Below are 20103 nucleotides of genomic sequence, written 5' to 3'. Positions count from 1 at the left end.
TTTAAGGATAGATTCTTTTCTTATATTAGTCCCCCTTCAATGCTTTTAACGGCAAAGAGGTTACATATCCAATATACGAGAATAATTCTTTAAAGAAGAATGGTATTTCTGTATCTAACGTTTTATATGCTGATGTCGGCGTTGGTGAAGCATACGCTTCAATATTAATATGTTTTGCGATTCTCATTGCGCGTTTCATATGAAGTGGATCACTTACAATCGTGTATGTTTGTATACCGTTCTCTATTCCAACTTGCTTCGCATTTTTTAAATTTTCTTCAGTGAAAAGGGATTTAGTTTCAATTAAAATATCTTCCTCTTTTACACCTTGTTTCATTGCATATACTCTTGCAGTACGTGCTTCCTCAAGTTCTGCCTCGAACTTTGTACCACCTGTAAAAATAATCTTTTTAATATTTCCGTTCCTATATAAAGAAATCGCATGATTAATTCTTTCTTTAAATACAGGAGATGGTTTTCCATTCCATGAAGCTGCGCCTAGTACGATACCAGCATCCGTTTTCACGTCATCATTTGCTTTAAAACGATAACTCCAAATATCGTAAGCTGCATAACTTACATATAAAATAGCAGAACAAATCATTAGTAAAAATACTTGAAAGATTCGTCTTTTCTTACTTTTCTTATTTTCTTTCATTTGTAATTGCCTCCGTACATCATCCATACTTCTATAAAAAACATTTATATCAAATCGTTTTGTTTGAGTTTATTTAAAAGAAGGAACTTTACTTGTTATTTATGTATAAAAGGGTTTTCATTTAAAATTGAGGATTATCAATTCATTTTCATTTGCGGTTTTCATTACATTTTTTAAATTCATAAGTTTATTACCATACAACTACATTGTAACGAATTTTTTCTCAGAAGGGAACGATGAAACAAAAGGAATTAAAATAAAGTAGCATTTTGTAAGAAAAAAGGTATATTTTTCATATCTCACGAACAATATACCTTTCAAAACACGAATTATAACTTTTCTTTATACAACTCTAATTTTTCTAACAATTGTTCTTTTACGCCTGGCCATTCACTCGAGATAATACTGTACACCACCGCATCTCTCACATAACCATTCGGTAATTTTCTTTCATTTCTAAGCACACCTTCTTTTACTGCGCCTAATCTTTCAATTGCTCGTTGTGCTTTTTCATTTCTTGTATCCGTCTTAATTTGCACTCTCAGCATATGCAATTTTTCAAAAGCATACTGAAGAAGCATATACTTACACTCTGTATTTATACTCGTACGTTGCACACTCGGATGATACCACGTTTGCCCTAACTCAACTGTCTTATCTTCTACTGAAATATTATATAAACGTGTACTTCCTACAATCTTATTCGACTGTTGATCTACGACTATGAAAGGTATTTGAGTACCTCTTCCGTAACCCTTTATCGCTTTTTGAACGTATTGTTGCATATCTTGCACACTATCCATTTTAGAAATTAAATACGCCCAAATATCCCGATTTCCTTCTACAATCGAAAACAAAGTTTCGACATCAGTATTATCCATTAACCGCAACTTTGCTCTTTCGTGAATAATTTCCATTTTTAAGCCCCCTTTGTTGTTACTATATCATAAGAATCAAAAACGTATTATAAGAATAAAGAAATATAAAGAAAAGAATTCTTTTCAAATATATTCTTCTCGTATAAGGTAGGAAGACTCATCAGTAACCCTTAAAAAAGAATTTTTTTGATAATTTCCAATAAATTCTATATAATGATAAACGGGAGGGGATAATAAATGCTAGATCAAATTACTTGGGGAACGCCAGGCAGCTTATTATGCTTAGGATTCTTTTTTGCGGGACTAGGAATCTTCTTAAGAAGCGTTACCTCATATACGAAAAATAAATAAGAATATCCCGCTTTTAAACAAAAGAAGCCCTCTTTTTTACAGACGGCTTCTTTTGTTTAACTTTATCTTATTAAAACTTCAAAGCAACAAATAAGCAATCGGCGTAATGATAAGCAACGTTAAAATCGTTCTCTGCACATACAGAATAATAAGTTCAGATACTTTTAACGGAATATCTGTTGATAATATACAAGGAATGGAAGCGGAGAAAAACAGTATAGATGATACGGAAACAACTGCAATGACAAACTTTGTCACAAGTGGTGCACTTACTACTAATAATGACGGTAAAAACATTTCTGCAATACCAACTGATGCAGCTTTAGCAGCTAAGTCTGCTTCCGGTAATTGTAATAGCCATGTAAACGGATAGAAAATATAACTGATCCAATCAAATATTGGCGTGAACTTCGCTAAGACGATACCAATTAATCCTACTGACATAATAGATGGTAAAATTCCCATTGTCATAATAAATCCGTCTTTTAAATTCACTGTAATATTTTTCATAATGCTCGGTGCAGACTTTGATACTTCTAACGCATCCTCCCAAGCACGTTCTAGCATTTTTTCTTTATAAACAGGCTCTGGAAATCCTTCTTCTGTTACATATGTATCTGGTTTTCTACTAAGGGGCGGGATTCTTACGGTGATAGCAGTCACGATGAATGTTACAACAAGCGTAGTCCAAAAATAAACATTCCATAAATGCATAATATCTAATGTTTTTGCGATGATGATCATAAATGTAGCGGATACTGTAGAAAATCCTGTAGCGATAATTGCTGCTTCTTTTGTCGTATACTTTCCTTCTTTATACACACGATTCGTAATAAGAAGGGCAAGCGAATAACTTCCAACGAAGGAAGCAACTGCATCAATCGCCGATCTCCCTGGCGTATTCCATAATGGCCTCATAATTGGACGGCAAAATGTACCGATAAATTCAAGCAATCCATATCCAACTAATAACGCTAAAAATGCCGAACCAATTGGAACGAGCAAACTTACTGATATGACTAGCTTCTCATACAAAAACGGCCCAACATCTGGTGCAAAGAACCAAGCTGGCCCTATTTTCAAACAATATAATACTCCAAAAACGACACCAACTACTTTTAAAATAGAAAAACAAACGTCTACGATAGATGCATTCCATTTCTTCGTATAAAATGGATAAATCGCACCAATTGCCATAACAAATAATGCATAATAAGGTACTACACCTGGAACGGAAGCCCTGATCCACGATACGATATGATCAATCATAATAGACGATGCACCGTTTATCGTAACAGGAACGAAAAACATAAACACTCCAACGAGACTAGTAAGTATAAACCGAAGAATAATCCCCTTCTCTCGCCCTGTCTTAATTACATTACTCTTTAATTCAATTTCACTCAAAATTCGACACCTCCTATTATCTAAATATTCTGTATAATTATGTTATATTCCTTCTTTCTATTTCTACTATTTAATCATATGAAAAAGCCTATTTTAAAATAGGCTTTTCTATTACCTCTCATAATCATCCACAATCACTTGCATGATACGATACGATTCTTCTGCTACTTTTTCATTACTACCCCTATTCGCATCATATGTAATTAACGCCTTCCAAAGTGCCCATCCTCTCGCTCTATTCCACGTTTCTTCATCCATGCGTAATACTTCTTTAAATACATTTCTACTATTTTCATCAAAAAACGTCCACGCCATCGCTGCATCACAAGCAGGATCTCCTACTCCTAAAATACCAAAATCAATTACAGCACAAAGCTTTCCACCTTTAACGAGTAAATTACCCGGCGCTACATCTCCATGCACCCAAACTGGTTTACGATCCCACGTTGAGCTAAGTGCTAAATTCCAAAGATGCTTTAATAATGCATCTTCAAAAATATCCTTATTATTTTCGATAGCAACTCTCGCCTCTTCATCATATACCGATATAAGTCCGCCCCGGTAAAAATTATGCGGTCCAGCTAAAGGGCCGTTACTCGCATTAATAGATTGCAATTCTACTAAAAAAGATCCTAAGTCCGCTGCAAATTCATTTAAATCACGAACGTTTTGTTTCGTAACTGTTTCTCCCTCTATCCACTTATTAATAGACCAAGGCAATGGATACGCTTCAGACGGATTTCCTTTCGCAATTGGTGTAGAAATTGGTAAAGAAAGTCCCTTACTTAATATAGGAAGCCAACTATTTTCTTTCTCTACTTGCGGTGCATATGCCACATCACTTGGCAATCTTACACTCATCTCATCCCCTAAGTGAAACGTCCTATTATCATGCCCACTAAACTTTACAGGTTTCACTTCTAAAGGGGCCCATTCGGGAAACTGTTCCTGTATTAACTTTTCAACTAAACTTACGTTAATTGGATGCATTCACATTCTCCTTTTCTTTTGAAACTTACTAAGCCCATCCGTACTTCCAACATATTCAAAACCATTTTTCTTATAAAAATCATTCAACGTACGATTATGCCCCACGCAATCTAACTTCAAATACTCTTTATCACATTGTACATTCTCGTCTATCCACTGTAAAACCCTCTCTCCTATTCCATTCCCCTTATATTTTCGTTTCACCGCAAATCTATGAATATATAATGAATTAGAAACTTCCTCTTTACCAAAAATATGTTCATCCCATTCATTTTGTTTAGGAGAAACTGTAATCGTACCAACTATTTCATCTTCTTTCAGAACAACATACGTATATTTCTCTCTTATACGTTCTAGTATTTCAGCCGTAGCTTCCTCTCCTAAAAGATACTGCCACTGATCCACTTCTTTATGTTGTAGCCATTGTGCTACTTCTTTTAATAGAGTTTTAATACTATCACTCTCATTTTCGGTAGCAATTCGAATTGCATATTCTTTACTTATATTTCTCTCCATATTGCCTTTCCCCTTTCAAATTGCTACCATACTGACAAACGAGTCCTTCCATCATTTTCATCTGTAATATATTCTACATACAATCCTTGATTCCGTGCGTTTTCATACATCATTTCAATCTCTTCTTGGTTTTTCACATAAATTTGTATGTAATCACCATCCGCTACTAATACGACTACTTCACACTTACTCTCCTTAAATTCTTCATATGTTTCAATTTCTCCTAGTACTTCCCCTTTTGGATATGCTTTTAAGTCTACAAATAAAAGATAATATATGTTGTCTTTTATTAGCTTTTTTAAAGCTGAACCTACCATGATCTCGTTATCTTCTGAAAATAATTCTGGACCTAATTCATCCTCTATTATTATATAAGCTTCCTCCCTTCCCATGGCTTGCCAATCAAATGCAGTAATATCAATTGGCTTTAACACTTTCCAAAGTAAATTATCATATCCATCTAGAATATCTACTGTAATCCCTCTTTTCATATGTCTGCTCCTAGCTTATTTATTTTTGTTCCATACATTATATATCAAATTTAATTACTATATTTTGTCGATACCTATGTGCATCATAAAAAACCGCTCCACTACTAGCGAAACGGTTTCCTTCTACTTACATTTACATATCTTATTCAATCGTTGCACTGCGTTTTAAAATAACTTCTAATATATTCACCACATCAGTCATTCTTAATGCTCACTTCGACTTCACAAAATAATATAAAAACCATACTGCATGATTTTGTTCATCCGCAGCTATTCTCCGTAACAAATCTTTCAGATGTGCATCCGATGTCTCATCTGAAATTTCCAAATAAAAATCTACTGTCTTTTGCTCATCCTGTATAGCGAACTCTAATCCTTGTAAGTAGGTATTCGGACAGTCTTCGGTAATCTGTGGTTTCGGCTGCCTGCCAGTTAAATTCGTATAAATTTGTACAAAGTGATGAAAATGTTTTATTTCATCATTACGAATTTCAAGAATTTGTTTTTTCTCTGCTTGACTTGGAGCCATATTCGCTAATTTTGCATAGCAGCTTATAGCGCTATACTCTCCATTTATAGCTTTCTCAATATCACTTATCAACTTATCATTCTGCCTATACCAATCATAATAATTCGAATTATACATTGTATCCCCTCCATACTTTCGCATAACATTTTATGCATTTTGAAATAGTAGGAGCATGTGTATATAACGGGACAGCTTTAGATTGAAAGTAAAGTTTGAGAAAATGGTCTATTTTGCAAAAGAATTGCTTATGCATAAAAATAACACTATTGTATACTGTTGCTATAAACTCTCGCGGGAGTGGGAAAATACATTCGCGAATCAACGAGAAGTTCAACATGATGCGGTGCGAAGCTATTATGAATTCAGTGACATAACTAGGAGGTTCCGCTATGCCATCTTTATTTAAAACTATGGAGTTCCAGCTAAAAACCGAACGACTTGACCTGAGTATGTGGGAGGAATCCGATTCAGTTTGGATGAGAAAATTAATTGGCGAACGTGGTGTGGACATGCCAGCCCTTGATTCCGTTCGTAGCCGGCTTATTGAGATGCGCAAGAAAGCAGACGAAAATGGCATTTCCCTTCTCACTATTCGTAGGCGAGACGAAGGCGATTTTATTGGATACTGTGGCTTGATTATCGGTCGTTCCACACTTGAAGAGCCGGAGATTGCATACGAATTGTTCCGTAGCGCTCATGGAAAAGGTTATGCGACTGAGGCAGCAGCCGTTGTACTGGACGCTGCAATTGCTACTGGGCGCCACAGGCTTTGGTCGACTGTAGGCGCTTGGAATATCGCTTCCCTCCGGGTGCTAGAAAAGATAGGGTTTAAGAGGCATCACAGTACGTGGGATGACGAGCGCGGTGAGATTGTTTGGAACGTACGCGATCTTTAGAAATTCCGGCTTAATTACATACAACACTTTTTAACAATCAGGCATTTACGTTAAGAAAAAGTCATCAAAACTTATTCCAAGGCGACAACAGCAAATACTAATTTTTCAACTTATAGATTTCATCAAAAAAAGCCGTTTCACTAATTTAGTGAAACGGCTTTTTTTAAGCGTTCAATTCTGTTTTATGCCCTTTTACTGCACTACGTTTGAATGCAGTTGCTAATATAATAACCGCACTTACTATACCAATCCAAACGAGTACAGTAACAGGTGTATTCCAGCTTACCCCTTTTCCGAAGAAGAAGATTTCTCTTAAGCCTTCGATCATAAATTTCATTGGTAACCATGGGTAAACCCAGTCTTGATAAAACGGAGACAACATCTCAGGTGCTAATGATAATAACGGCGCCCCGAAAAATAGTAATAAAGCGAATAAACCGATTCCTTTTAGCCCAACTAATGAAAGTACCACAGATATCATTAAGAAGAAACTAAAAGAAGTAATGGATAAGAATAGAGCTGTATCCGTGAAGTTCGAAATATTTAATCCTACCATCCCATCTGCAATCCATGTAAGACCAAATCCAATTACAAGTGCCGCAATAGCTCCTGTTACGATTTGTTTTACTTTCAATATAAAGTTTTCTTTTCGTGAACTTACCGGTATTTTACTAATCGCAATAAAAATAATCGCTGCGCTCGCTAAACTTGCAATCCATAACGGCTGGAACAATGATATTGGTGAGTTACCGTTCGCACTATTTTTGCCGACCTCATTCATATTTTTCACGTTCTTTACAATAGGTGTTACTAATTTCACAGCTTGATCTGTTGTTACAGTATCTCCTTTTGCTTTTAACCCTTCTAATATTTGCGTACGAACATTATTGTTCATATTATCAACGGTCGCCTGTAATATTTGTCCTGCCATAGTTGATGCAGCCGTATTCATTCCTTGATTAATATATATTTCTATCTCAGGTGAAGATGGCTGTGGTGTTCGTAACGACGCTTGTTTTGCGCTAAATTCTTTCGGGATGACTAATGCCGCGTAATACTCTTTATTGTTTAATCCCTTTTGAACGGCTTCTTTATTTTTTACTTCTACCCACTTCACTGCGGGTTCTTCCTCTGATTTCGATGATTTTTTCACCGTATCAACAATTGTTTGCCCCATATTCATTTTCGGTTGATTTGGAATTTCTACACCTTGATCCTCATTTACAATTGCAATTGGCAAGTTTTTCGGCTGCGGTTGAACAGTTGGAAATAACGTTAATGAAAAAATAAAAACAACAAGTAGTGCAATAACTGGTGATAACAATAAAAGTTTATTTTTAAACATCTTCTTTTCTCCTCCTTTAATTTGATTTATAATAATCAACAACGTGTTGTTTATTTATATTTTGAATTATATGTTCGAGTTGAACCTTATACAATAATCAAAAATCGTGAATGTGTCGGTTATAAGACACATTTTCTAAATGTGTTCAGTAAAATTAAGGAGGGACATGCTTTGCGCGATAGTAATTTAGATTTGCGTGTTGTTCGTACGAAAACTGCCATACGGAACGCATTGGTGGAGCTAATTGAAGAAAAGGGTTTTGACGCCATTACAGTGAAAGATATTACAACGAAAGCAAACATAAATCGCGGTACTTTCTATGCGCACTATCAAGATAAATTTGATTTAATGACAAAATGCCAAGAAGACATTATGTACGAGTTTTCTAACATTGCTAAACAGAAATTCCCGGAAGTTATTGCTGACCTTGGAACAAATCCTTCTCCAACAATGCCATTTATACTTATCACTTCTATTCTTGAATTTCTAAATGAAAATAGTGATTTTATGAGAGCTGTACTAAGTCCGAAAGGAGATTTATCTTTCCAAACAAAACTGAAAGACTTTATGTGGAAAACATTATTTGAAGATACGAATGGTCCTCTCATTAATAAGGAGAATTTACTTGTTCCAAGCGAATACTTAACTTCTTATATGGCATCTGCACATATAGGTGTCATCCAGCAATGGTTAAATAATGGACAAAAAGAAACACCTGAGGAGATTGCTCGCTTTTTATCAACTATTGCAGTTCATGGACCTTTTTATGCAGCTGGTTTAAAGAAATAAGTCCGCTATATAATAAAAGATCATCCACTTTAATAGCGGATGATCTTTTATTTCATTACAACACTTCAATATATCCTTCTGTTCCATGTACCCGAATTCGTTGTCCGTCTTTTATTATTTTCGTAGCATTCTCCACACCGACAACTGCCGGTAATCCATATTCACGTGCAATCACTGCTCCATGTGTCATAAGTCCACCAACCTCAGTGACTAACCCTTTTATAGACACAAATAACGGTGTCCAGCCCGGATCAGTAAAAGCAGTAACTAATATATCGCCCTCTTCTAAATTCGCTTCTTCCATGTTTAAAATAACGCGTGCCCTTCCCTCTATAACTCCTGATGAAACAGGCAAACCTACAATCGCATCAGCTGGGAGGTTCTCTCGTTTATATTTACCTGTAATGATTTCTCCATCAGACGTCATTATACGAGGAGGCGTTAGTTTTTCATATAATTTGTAATCATTTTTTTGTTTTTGTATCAGCTCGTAATCTAGTTTATTCGTGCGAACAACTTCGTGAAGCTCTTCAAAAGTTAAATAGTATATATCATCAACTTCATGAATGACACCGCTCTGCACAAGTTGCTCAGCTTCTTTCAGTAACGCCTGCTTATATATGAAATAACGATTAACCATGCCGTATTTTGGATATTCACGATACCCGATACAATTACGGATGTTGCGAATCATACGCTTCGTTTCTTCTACTTTTTGTTTACTATCCGGTAAGTGTTGTAATCGATTTACTAACTCTTCTTCTTTTTTCACAGCTTCCTGCAGCCCTTCTTCAAACTTCCGTTTACTAGCACCATATTCAAAGTCCCTTATATGATTTAAAATCATCGGTATAATTGTAGCTGGCTGTTCACTCCAGCGCGTTTTCGTAATGTCGATTTCTCCGCTGCATCTCATTCCATATTTATTTAGAAAGGCATCGATTGCATCCCGAACTTTTTCCCCGCCTTTAAACTGAATTAATTCATCTAAAAAGCTGTCATCTTCTACATGTTGTAAATACGCAATGACTTCTGGATACGGCCGAATCACATCTGCAACATCTAATAATGCTAAACCCATTTCTGAAGTAATATTATTTTGTACAGATTGTGAAAGTACATCTGCTGCATTCTTTTCCCCTAGCCATTGTTCCATCTTTTCATTAATCCATGATGAAGCATTCATACCTGCCATAATAATAGCTATACTTTGCGAGTTAAATAATACTTTCTTTAATTGCTGAATGTCTTCTAAAATAAAATCAAGTACATCCACCCCTGATTTCGTTTGCATGTTTCGTTTTAACTCTTCTATTGATGTTTGACTATTCTTTATTAAATTCGTAACGATTTCCGGATCATTCTCAGGTTGTTGTTGCGAACTTGCAGATGGCACATTTTTACTAAGATCCTTTTCTTTTTCATCATCCGGTAACAATTGAATAAAATCATCTCGCTCGATTATAGTCGTTAATGCATCTCTTACAAGTGGATCCGATTTTCCTAAAGTGTTTATTAAGTAATCTCTGCTAGCAGGTAAAGCTAATTGTTGCGTAGCATCAACAAATAACCTGCCTCCCGCTTTACGCATAGGGGCACTAGTCGTTAACAGGAAAAAAGATAAACCTAATGGTTTCATCGCATCGGTCATCATTTGTTGGTGACCAACTGATATATACACGTGATTTTCCCCATCATTTACTTCTGGAATTGGATATAAAGTCGTAATCGGTCTGCTTTGGACTATATAAATTGTATCATGGGCTAAGCACCATTCAATATCTTGCGGACAACCAAAATAAGCTTCGATTTGTCTTCCGATCTGTGCTAGTTGTAAAATTTGTTGTTCAGACAATGTTTGAAGTTTTTGCTGAACCGGATCAATCTGTTTCGTCTCTGTTCCGCCCTCTTTTAAAGCATAAATAGCTATTTTTTTAGTCGCTATCATCGTTTCTGAAATTTCGCCTTCTTTTACTTTATAATTATCGGCAGAGACCAGTCCCGATACTAATGCCTCACCAAGTCCAAAACTGGCATCAATTGATAACACCTTTCGGTTAGAAGTAATCGGATCAGCCGTAAATAAAATGCCCGAAGCCTCAGGGAAAACCATTTTTTGAACGACAACACATATAGAAACTTGATTATGTTTAAAACCATTTTGTATGCGGTACGTAACTGCTCGCTCTGTAAATAAAGACGCCCAGCACTTTCTTACATGCTGTAAAATCGCTTCTTCTCCGATAATATTTAAATACGTATCTTGTTGACCTGCAAATGAAGCATACGGTAAATCTTCAGCCGTCGCACTAGAACGCACGGCATACGCATGTTCATTTCCAAAACGTGAGAGATAATGAGCTACTGCTTCCACTACATCAGTAGGGATTTCTACTGCCATAATGACTTCTCTAATCTTCTTACTCATTTCACCAATTTGAGCACGCTCTTCCATTTTCAACTTTGTTAGCTGCTGCAACAAAGTTTGAAGCTCTTCATTTTGCTCGATAGCCTTTTCATATCCTACCGTTGTAACACAAAAACCTTCGGGTACTTGTATACCTTGAATGTTTGTTAACTCCCCTAAATTCAAACCTTTTCCACCGACGAGCGAAAGCTGCGTGTTTTCTATTTCCTGAAAATCGAGAACAAAAGAACTCATGTAACATCTCTCCTTACTATGCATGTGTTCTTGATTGTAGCAGGAGTCAATACGAATAAATAGTCTATTTCGAACTTGATTTACATGATATAATTAACTTAGGAAGAGATATGCCTCCTCTAATTCACTTCAACTACATCACCAAACTTAAACATCCTTTGATTATGAAAAGCATCCTCCGTCCTCCGTACAAGTAATTGTCTTATTTACTGGATTTATACCAGCTTCTGTTATGTAATTTTTATATAGATAGCTATTTTTATAATATGTAAATAAAACCTCTTCTTCACCTAAATATGAAGTTAACAGCTTATTTTCAATCCTTTCTTTTGCATCTTGCGTTAAGATTGGGCGCGGAATCTTTGTTTGCTCCTGTATCATTTTTTTAATACAGACGAACTGCTCTGGCATACTAGCAAGCAGTTAAATATACTACAGTGTTTTTCCTATCATTTGGTTAGCTGTTATTGAAGTATATACGTTCGTATTTTAATGATGATATGTAATGATTGGTTGAATGTTTCTTACACTGATAAAAAAGGCCAATTCCCTTAGCGTACAGGGAATCGGCCTTTTCTATGTTGAAAATTGCTTAGCGTACGAAATTCACGTTTTGTTGATGCTTTCCCTCCAAGTAAAAATGGACAGTTTTGTTTGAAGGCGTTATATAATTCTTAAATTGATGGACATATAAATTTAAACTAAATTATATACTCGACACTCTTCACTAAATAAATTTGTATCATATGTATGTTCTATATAAATTTGATGCCATACCATAAAGGTTAGTACTGTCCAAATTTTACGACTATGATCACCTTTATCTGTGCGATGTGCCTCCAGTAAGTTTAATACATATTTTTTATCAATTAAATGTTCGGTTTTACTTTCTTTAATAATATTCAGAGCCCAGTCATACATTTCATCTTTTAACCAATGACGGATTGGCACTGGAAAACCGAGTTTCTTACGATCTAGTACATGATCTGGAACAATACCACGTACGGCTTCACGTAAAATAGCCTTTGTAGTTCTATTGGCAATTTTTAATTCTGTTGGAATTTTAGAAGCGACATCAAAGACTTCTTTATCTAGAAATGGAACACGTAATTCTAGTGAGTGAGCTGTAGACATTTTATCCGCTTTTAATAAAATATCTCCACGTAACCATGTGTACATATCAATGTATTGCATTTTACTTACATCATCATAATCCTTAATTTCATTGTACAATGCTTTGGTAACATCCTTATAGTTAACACTTTCATTGTAAGACTTTATTAACTTAATCTTCTCTTCTTCACGAAAGATCTTTGCATTACCATAATAACGTTCTTCAATTGGTGTACATCCACGCTCTAGAAAACTTTTCCCTTTAAACCCTTCTTTAAGTGCTCCACTTAAAGCTTTTAAAACCGTTCTCCCGGAAGTGGGAATGTATGAGAACATTTTTAAAGAGTTTGGCTCACGATAAATATTATATCCGCCAAATAGCTCGTCTGAACCTTCACCAGACAGAACAACTGTTACATGTTTACGTGCTTCTTTTGCAACAAAGTACAATGGTACTGCTGCTGGATCTGCTAATGGGTCATCCATGTGCCACATGATTTTTGGGAATTCATTCATAAATTCTTGTGGTGTTACCAATACACTATAGTTTTTTACTCCTAATTTCTCAGCAGTTTCTTTCGCTACATCTATTTCACTAAATCCACGGTGCTCAAAACCAACAGAGAATGTTAGGAGATTTGGATTTATTTCTTTTGCAATAGAAGCAATAATAGATGAATCAATCCCGCCAGATAAGAATGCACCCACTGGAACATCGCTACGCATATGTACTTTTACTGAGTCATATAATACATCACGAATTGCTCGAATGTGTTCCTCTTTTTTGTTATCTGAAGCATTGAAATATGGTTTCCAGTAGCGATAAACCTCTATCTCTTTTCCAATTTCTTTTATGAAATAATGACCAGGTTCAATTTTATTAATATCATTTGTTAATGTTTCTGGTTCTGGTCCGTATTGGTATGTAAAATAATGTTGGAGAGCAGTTGGATTTACACCCTTATCTTGCATTACATGTAGGATACTTTTCTTTTCAGATGCGAAGAAAGTTATATCGTTCTGTTGTGCAATGTAAAGTGGTTTAATTCCAAAATGATCGCGAGCACCAAATAATTTTTTCTCTTGACGGTCCCAAATTACAAAAGTATACATTCCACGAAGATAATTTACACATTCTTCTTTTACTTGGGCATATAATGCAACAATAACTTCCGTATCTGACTGAGTTGAAAAACATGCTCCCTGTTTAATTAACATTTCACGTAATTCTATATAATTATAAATTTCACCATTGAACATAAGTATATAGCGTTCATTATCATATGCTAGCGGTTGATGTCCCGCATCCAAATCAATAATACTTAACCGTCTAAACCCAAATTGAACATGCTCGTCACGAAAATATCCCTGGTCATCTGGACCACGGTGGTATAACAGATTCGTCATATTTTCAAATTGTATTTTTTCTGTTTCTGAATATCTTTTTGCAGTATTATACAAACATCCTACATAGCCACACATTTTTTTACCTACTTTCAAATTATCTACTCTCTAAAATTTTTATAGTGTAATCCACTTTCAATAAAAGTCAAAAAAATACGCTCGTCAATTAAAGCTTCACAAATAAGTTCTAAGAAATTTAGATAAAAAGGACATTTTTTTGATGATCTAAACTAATTGAAACTTTAATTAAATTATATATCTATAACAAGATAGGGCAATGTTACTTTTTCTATTATAATGATAGATATGTTCTATCTCCCCTCTAATAGTTATTCGAAATTCAATCACTATTTAATTAATTTTCTAATCTGTTCTTTACTTTGTTCAGAAATAGGAAATCCTAATTTTATAATTTCATTTGTAAGCAATTCAATAAAATTTCTAGTGCCAAACCCAATAAATTTATCTCTACGTAAAATAAGGTTAACTTTCCTACTAATTCTAGGATTTACTATAGGAATTGCTAATACATCATTATCTACAGTAATATCAAGTAAAGTTTTAGAGACAATTGTCACGCCAAATCCATTTCTAACAAGATCAAATAACGATTCGATACTAGAGGTTTCAATAATTGGAGACAAGTTTATTTTTTGTGGTAAACATGTATAATTCAATAACTTTCTGCATTCATGACTGTCTGGGAACAAGATTAATGGTAATTTACTCAATTCTGAGAATTGTATTTCTTGTTCATTAACTAGTGAATGGTTATTTGATACCACTAAAAATAACTCTTCTGTGTATAATGGTATTTTTACAATTTTTTCATCTTCGAATACGTACTCGGAAGAATCAATTGTAACAGCAAAATTAACCTGATTCTGGTTTATTAATTCTAGTATTTCATCTGAACTTATAATTTTTACTGTTACCTCCGGATAATTTTTATGAAAATCTAATAATAAAGTGGAGACTAAGTCTGTTAGTTCGCCAGGCAAAGTGGCAATTGCAATGTTACCTCCTTTTATCTCCTTTAATTCACTGATTTGTTCTTTTACATTATCTAATGCATTAAAAATATTTTTACATTCGTTGGCTAAAATAGAACCAACGTCAGTGATGGCTATTTTCTTTCCCATGCGGTCAAATAACGGCATACCTATTTCGTCTTCAAGAGCTTTAATTTGATGGCTTAATGTAGGTTGCGTAATACCTAGCTTATCTGCTGCTTTTGTAAAATGAAGTTCTTTATAAAGTGTCATGAAATACTCTAACTGTCTTAATTCCATATAAAAATAATCTCCTTTTTAAAAAAATAATTATATTTTTTTGCATATCTTTATTCATATTATAAGAAATCCTTAATTTTTCAGCCTTATAAACGCTCCATACTCTCCCTTTACTGTATTATTGCCTAAATGTTCTATTCCTTCATTTATAAAAAAACGTAATTTTCTCTAATTAAATTTACTAGAGAAAATTACGCTTTTGTTATTTGAGATTCGATAATAATTTTGCTTAGTGGGTATATTTAATTTCCTATAGCCTTTCCCTTACAAAAATTTTGTTGGTTATATATGATTTATTTCACCTTTCAGCTTAAAGATTTCTATCTATTTAACAATGAGTACCCTTATTTTTCAATTTCTAAAGGGATGTTGTGACTATAAGTTTGACTAGAGCTTCTAATTTGAAATCCTTCAAAGAAATCAATAGTTAAATTATCATCAAGAAAAGCTAAAGAGGCTTTGTTTATATAAAATGATTTCCAGTTTGTTTGAATTTCTTCGAAACCTACATCTGATTTAATTAATTGTATTCTTACAACCCCATCCAATGGACGCCCGCAGCCTCCCATTTCATATTGTAGAAATCGAAAATGGTTAGGATATTTAGTCTCTAAACTTTCGAAATGTTTAATAGCTGCTTCTGTAACAGTGATATTAATTTGCATAATATTTTCCCGCCTTTTCTATTTTGGATTGAAAGTAGAATAATTCAAGAACTCCCAGTTATAAGATTCATAACAAGGTACTTCAAGTACTTCAATTATTTGAAATTGTACTAAACGTTGTGCACCAGGGAACTTTGAGAGAATATCTTGATCAATGTTCCAAATGATACTTGCTTCTCCTGTGATTTGTAATGTACCACCAGTATTAAAATCAAAAAACAGTAACCCAACATTGGGATTTTGAAAAATATTTCCTAAGGTATTGAACAACATGTTTCCTGAGTAATCCGGAAATATAATTGATTTTTCATTAATGACATGAACAAATCCTGGCATCCCACCCCTATGGGAAATGTCCATCTTTCCCTCAAAACTTGCACTTGCAATAATAAAAGTATCAGATTCACTAATCCAATTCTGTTGCTTTTTATTTAAAGTGTTAAGTGGATGAAGTTTCTTATTTACAATTTCTTCAACAGCTTTATATTCGAATCTTCTCGCCTGTATATATTTAGGACAATTACCGAATACTTGTTCAATTTTGATTTCAAAGTTTCCATCTGGATAAACTATCGAAACCTTACCATTTATTCGTATTCTTATTCTGGAAGCAAAATCAATTACTAAAATCCCTACTTCTTTATGTTGTAAAATATTTAGAAATAAAGGGTCACCTTCGTTTATTTTTGTATTGATTTTAACTATGTCGGCTTCAATAGCTTGTATGATACCAAGATTTCCTGCTAAAAATGAACTCCAAACTCTTCCTCTTTGATCCATAGAAGACATCACGAATGAATTCTGTCCATTGAGAAAATTCATGAACTTCTTTGGGAGTGTCTGTTGAATCATTGTACTTGCAGAGTTTGCAATCTTTTGTACACCTAGTAAATCGTGTACAGTACGCTCTCCAGAATGAAAAACCTCCATTTATTATTCCTCCAATCTACTTTGCAATAGCGAACTAGCTAAAACACATTCAAATACTTAAATGAAATAAAAAACATTGGCTTCCTAAAAAACATAAAGCAAACATTGATAATATAATCTTTGCCATCAACAAGCTTTCATTACTTTTATTAATATACATAGAAGAATGAAAGCCATTCACTACAAGAAAATAACTTCATTTCACACTAGTCCTCTTTTGCAAAAGCATAATGGATTCAAAGGATTACCTTTAAGTTCTAACCTAAACATATACAGATATCATTACGTTTAAAACCACGCTTTACAAGATACTTTATATACCCCTTATCGTGAAATTTTTATCTATTAAAGTTACTTATCATTTCGTATTGCTATCTTGTAAAGCAACTTCAGTTTAACTCTCAGTCAACTATTAATCAATTCTATAATTTCTATAGTTAACATAGATGACATCTATTATTTTGAGTACATAAAACATTTATATATTAAGGATAAATTTAATTCGTGAAATAGGAGGCGCCAAAATTTTTTAAGTTAAAAGTAGTTATTTGAGTTTGTTTCTTTATGATTTATTGAAACCTTAATCATAGATACTTTCTATGAAAACGATAGAAATGATTACATTGATAAATAATAGATGCTTTATATAATTAAGTTAAGCTCATGAGCTAGCAAGAAAATGGACAATATCAATTATTTATAGGAGGCAATTTATATGCAAAAAACAGTTGCAGGTATAGTAATTCCAGATAGTAAAATAGCAGTAGAGGCGCAAGAAATTCTTCGTGAATATGGTAACGATTTACTTTGGAATCATTCAAATCGTGTTTACTTATTCGGTGCTCTTCAAGGGAAAAAAGCTAATCTTAAGTATGACGAAGAGCTATTATATGTTAGCGCTCTATTCCATGATCTTGGACTTACAAAGAAATTTAGTAGTCCAGACAAACGTTTTGAAGTAGATGGTGCAAATGCTGCACGTAGTTTTCTGCAACAACATGGCATGGATAATGAGTCAATTAGACTGGTTTGGGATTCGATTGCACTTCACACAACGATTGGAATTGCTGAATATAAAGAACCCCAAGTTTCATTAATTTATTCTGGAGTAGGATACGATGTTATGGGGGATGGATATGACGAAATTTCAGAGGAAATTCGCGAGCAAGTTGTATCTGCTTTCCCTCGAGATAATTTCAAACAAAAAATCCTTCCTGCTTTCCTTGAAGGTTTCGCTCATAAACCTGAAACTACTTTTGGAAACATTAAAGCAGATGTTTGCTCGTTACTTCTTCCAGGCTTTAAACGCAAAAATTTCTGTGATTGCGTTTTACATTCACCTTGGAAAGAATAGTCATTACACTTATGACTATTAGAAAGAGGAAATATCTACAAAATACGTTAATTACGATTTTGCTTCCTTTTATATAAAAATTAGAACGAGCTAATTAATTTCTAATTTAATGTAGTTAAATATTGCTCATAGAGATAAAAAGCTTGCCATTTTCATTAATGGCAAGCTTTTTTCAGCAAATAATATCTAATAATAAAAGGATCAATTTTGGGGCACTCCATACATGCCCACCAACCTAAGGTTTTGAAGTATCCCCAAAACGAAAATTTTATCCTTTCATAGTTGTCCATAGAAATTCAGTTCATTTTTTTCGTGTTGAGAAAGAATGTATTTCTTAGCTTAATAGCGATGTAGTGCTACTCCATCTTAAACATATTATTAGATAACACAATATAAAATCATACAGTTAAAGGAACAATAATCTATGTTAAAACTTGTGCATAACGAGACCCACCCTACATTCTTTGAGCAATTTTTCTTTGAAAATCCTGTTCAAAATGATGTTTTTATCATTGAAGTTAACAAAAAAACATTTCTTTTTCGAATACGATGCTGTGATTAATATGATCAAAAAATCAAACTCAAAACAACAAGAATATGTTAAAAGACAACTGCAAATGTATCACTAGAACTTGTTTACAGTCAATCGCAACAGATTACATAAGAAGAATTTTCGAAGAGAATAAAAAAATGGAATGCAAGATCGGAGCCTCACACTCCCTCCAACACATGAACTATAGAAGAAACTTATCCAAAGTGGAAAAATGGAGAATTAACGGGAATTAAGTTCGGGGCTATTGAAACTAAAGAAAAATACTTTTTATAAAATAGTGAAAGAATATGGAGAAAACGAAGTGGCAACTAACTTATAACGAATTGAAGCCGAAAGTTTCTTAAAGTAGAAAATTTGGCTTCTTTTATATCGAAATTTGCTTAGCGTATATTTTCGTTAAAATGCGGGTAGTACCCCAGCTATCGAGCTAAGCTCATACAACATCAATTATAGTTGAGATCGTTTCTTTTTTCTAAAGGCTACGTGTAAGGAATTTAAAGACCCCTTAGGGATCAATGGATTCCTAAGGGGTTGCCTACGTGATATAACATATTTACAATTATGTTACGTTTAAAATACGTATCTTTTTCATTTACATTATAACCACCCTATTTAAGTTTATAAGAACTATGCTTTTGAGATAAAAGTCATTACTTGTTTTATAAACTCGTACCCAAAATAACCACTAAATCCGAATAGGACTATTGCGGCAAATATAGATACCCTTTTAATAAAGGTTGGATTTAGAAAACGTCTAGTAAAATGAACAAAGCTTAATAAGATCATATCATGCATTAAGATACCTAATAAAATACCTACAGCTATTAATATAAATGTAGATGTGCTTGCATTACCTAATGAAGAAACGAGAACCGGGCCAAAGACCCCTATCCAAAATACAATATTAGCCGGTGATATAGCAATCATAAAACCAGATAAATAAGCTGATAATAAAGATTTATTAGGATCTTCTCCCTCCATGTTAACTTCTGACTTTGCCTCTTTAATACTTTCTATTCCAATAAACATTAAAAATACAAAACCTAGTAGCCACATAACTGTTTCTACCCATGGGTTGGTTAATACACTAGAGAACCCTAGATAAATCAGAACTATTAAAGATAAATCTACAGTCATTCCTCCTATACCTACAAACCAACCATGTACGAAACCATTTCTCATTCCTTGTTTCGTCATTTGGACTGTCATAGCACCTGCAGGTATCGCTAAAGATAAACCTAACAATATATATGTGAAAAGTGTTATAATCATAAAAATTC

At 33.9% G+C, this 20103-nt stretch carries 17 protein-coding genes and 2 pseudogenes; 4 read left to right on the top strand and 15 right to left on the bottom strand.

Annotated features, from left to right (window positions below; all coding sequences use genetic code 11):
* Positions 1–25: 25 nt before the first annotated feature.
* The 7 genes from BM089_RS18540 to BM089_RS18510 form a co-directional block, all read right to left on the bottom strand.
* Positions 26–658 (bottom strand): YdcF family protein, encoded by a 633-nt coding sequence (locus BM089_RS18540; RefSeq protein ID WP_000662218.1) that lies wholly within the window; start codon positions 656–658, stop codon positions 26–28.
* Between the two features lie 329 nt (positions 659–987).
* Entirely contained in the window at positions 988–1575 is a 588-nt protein-coding gene (locus BM089_RS18535; RefSeq protein WP_000402588.1) for a GNAT family N-acetyltransferase, read from the bottom strand.
* Positions 1576–1965: 390 nt separating this feature from the next.
* On the bottom strand, positions 1966–3294 hold the full coding sequence (locus tag BM089_RS18530; RefSeq protein ID WP_001289425.1) for a YjiH family protein: 1329 nt from the start codon (positions 3292–3294) through the stop codon (positions 1966–1968).
* Between the two features lie 111 nt (positions 3295–3405).
* A complete protein-coding gene (locus BM089_RS18525; protein WP_072938867.1) occupies positions 3406–4284 on the bottom strand; it encodes an aminoglycoside phosphotransferase family protein in 879 nt (292 codons plus the stop codon).
* The gene (locus BM089_RS18520) at positions 4285–4800 is read right to left on the bottom strand and encodes a GNAT family N-acetyltransferase (protein WP_000440752.1); all 516 of its coding nucleotides are present in this window, start codon (positions 4798–4800) and stop codon (positions 4285–4287) included.
* Positions 4801–4823: 23 nt separating this feature from the next.
* Entirely contained in the window at positions 4824–5291 is a 468-nt protein-coding gene (locus BM089_RS18515) for a DUF2691 family protein (protein ID WP_072938870.1), read from the bottom strand.
* Positions 5292–5502: 211 nt separating this feature from the next.
* Entirely contained in the window at positions 5503–5937 is a 435-nt protein-coding gene (locus BM089_RS18510; protein WP_000282836.1) for a ferritin-like domain-containing protein, read from the bottom strand.
* A 272-nt stretch (positions 5938–6209) separates the two neighbouring features.
* Here BM089_RS18510 and BM089_RS18505 point away from each other — a divergent pair, with 272 nt between their 5' ends.
* Positions 6210–6716 (top strand): GNAT family N-acetyltransferase, encoded by a 507-nt coding sequence (locus tag BM089_RS18505; RefSeq protein ID WP_001139527.1) that lies wholly within the window; start codon positions 6210–6212, stop codon positions 6714–6716.
* A 163-nt stretch (positions 6717–6879) separates the two neighbouring features.
* On the opposite strand, the gene BM089_RS18500 is transcribed toward BM089_RS18505, so the two are convergent.
* Positions 6880–8061: a YhgE/Pip domain-containing protein gene (locus tag BM089_RS18500; protein WP_072938873.1), complete on the bottom strand. Its 1182-nt coding sequence runs from the start codon at positions 8059–8061 to the stop codon at positions 6880–6882.
* A gap of 171 nt (positions 8062–8232) precedes the next feature.
* Between BM089_RS18500 and BM089_RS18495 the strand changes: the two genes are divergently transcribed.
* Positions 8233–8850 carry a TetR/AcrR family transcriptional regulator gene (locus BM089_RS18495; protein WP_043315287.1) on the top strand — a complete coding sequence of 206 codons (618 nt, stop codon included), beginning with the start codon at positions 8233–8235 and terminating at the stop codon, positions 8848–8850.
* A 55-nt stretch (positions 8851–8905) separates the two neighbouring features.
* Here BM089_RS18495 and ppsA read toward each other — a convergent pair whose 3' ends face one another.
* The 6 genes and pseudogenes from ppsA to BM089_RS18465 form a co-directional block, all read right to left on the bottom strand.
* Positions 8906–11512, bottom strand: coding sequence for a phosphoenolpyruvate synthase (gene ppsA / locus BM089_RS18490; protein WP_072938875.1), 2607 nt, complete (start codon positions 11510–11512; stop codon positions 8906–8908).
* Positions 11513–11631: 119 nt separating this feature from the next.
* Positions 11632–11923 (bottom strand): annotated as a pseudogene (locus BM089_RS18485) (YolD-like family protein).
* 285 nt (positions 11924–12208) lie between these two features.
* The gene (asnB, locus tag BM089_RS18480; RefSeq protein ID WP_002094073.1) at positions 12209–14107 is read right to left on the bottom strand and encodes an asparagine synthase (glutamine-hydrolyzing); all 1899 of its coding nucleotides are present in this window, start codon (positions 14105–14107) and stop codon (positions 12209–12211) included.
* A 269-nt stretch (positions 14108–14376) separates the two neighbouring features.
* A complete protein-coding gene (locus BM089_RS18475) occupies positions 14377–15321 on the bottom strand; it encodes a LysR family transcriptional regulator (RefSeq protein ID WP_072938878.1) in 945 nt (314 codons plus the stop codon).
* A gap of 344 nt (positions 15322–15665) precedes the next feature.
* Positions 15666–15986, bottom strand: coding sequence for an iron-sulfur cluster biosynthesis family protein (locus BM089_RS18470; protein WP_001166648.1), 321 nt, complete (start codon positions 15984–15986; stop codon positions 15666–15668).
* 18 nt (positions 15987–16004) lie between these two features.
* Positions 16005–16916 carry a pyridoxamine 5'-phosphate oxidase family protein gene (locus BM089_RS18465; protein WP_072938881.1) on the bottom strand — a complete coding sequence of 304 codons (912 nt, stop codon included), beginning with the start codon at positions 16914–16916 and terminating at the stop codon, positions 16005–16007.
* A gap of 715 nt (positions 16917–17631) precedes the next feature.
* Between BM089_RS18465 and BM089_RS18460 the strand changes: the two genes are divergently transcribed.
* Positions 17632–18270, top strand: coding sequence for an HD domain-containing protein (locus tag BM089_RS18460; protein ID WP_001174225.1), 639 nt, complete (start codon positions 17632–17634; stop codon positions 18268–18270).
* A gap of 424 nt (positions 18271–18694) precedes the next feature.
* Positions 18695–19056 (top strand): annotated as a pseudogene (locus tag BM089_RS31555) (hypothetical protein).
* A gap of 394 nt (positions 19057–19450) precedes the next feature.
* Here the strand turns inward: BM089_RS31555 and BM089_RS18445 are convergent.
* The gene (locus tag BM089_RS18445; protein WP_000587495.1) at positions 19451–20095 is read right to left on the bottom strand and encodes a LysE family translocator; all 645 of its coding nucleotides are present in this window, start codon (positions 20093–20095) and stop codon (positions 19451–19453) included.
* Between the last annotated feature and the right edge of the window lie 8 nt (positions 20096–20103).

Source organism: Bacillus sp. 5mfcol3.1 (assembly GCF_900114335.1).
Classification (GTDB): Bacteria; Bacillota; Bacilli; order Bacillales; family Bacillaceae_G; genus Bacillus_A; species Bacillus_A thuringiensis_S.
The sequence above is the reverse complement of the archived record's forward strand: the minus strand, read 5'-3'. Positions and strand labels throughout refer to the sequence as shown.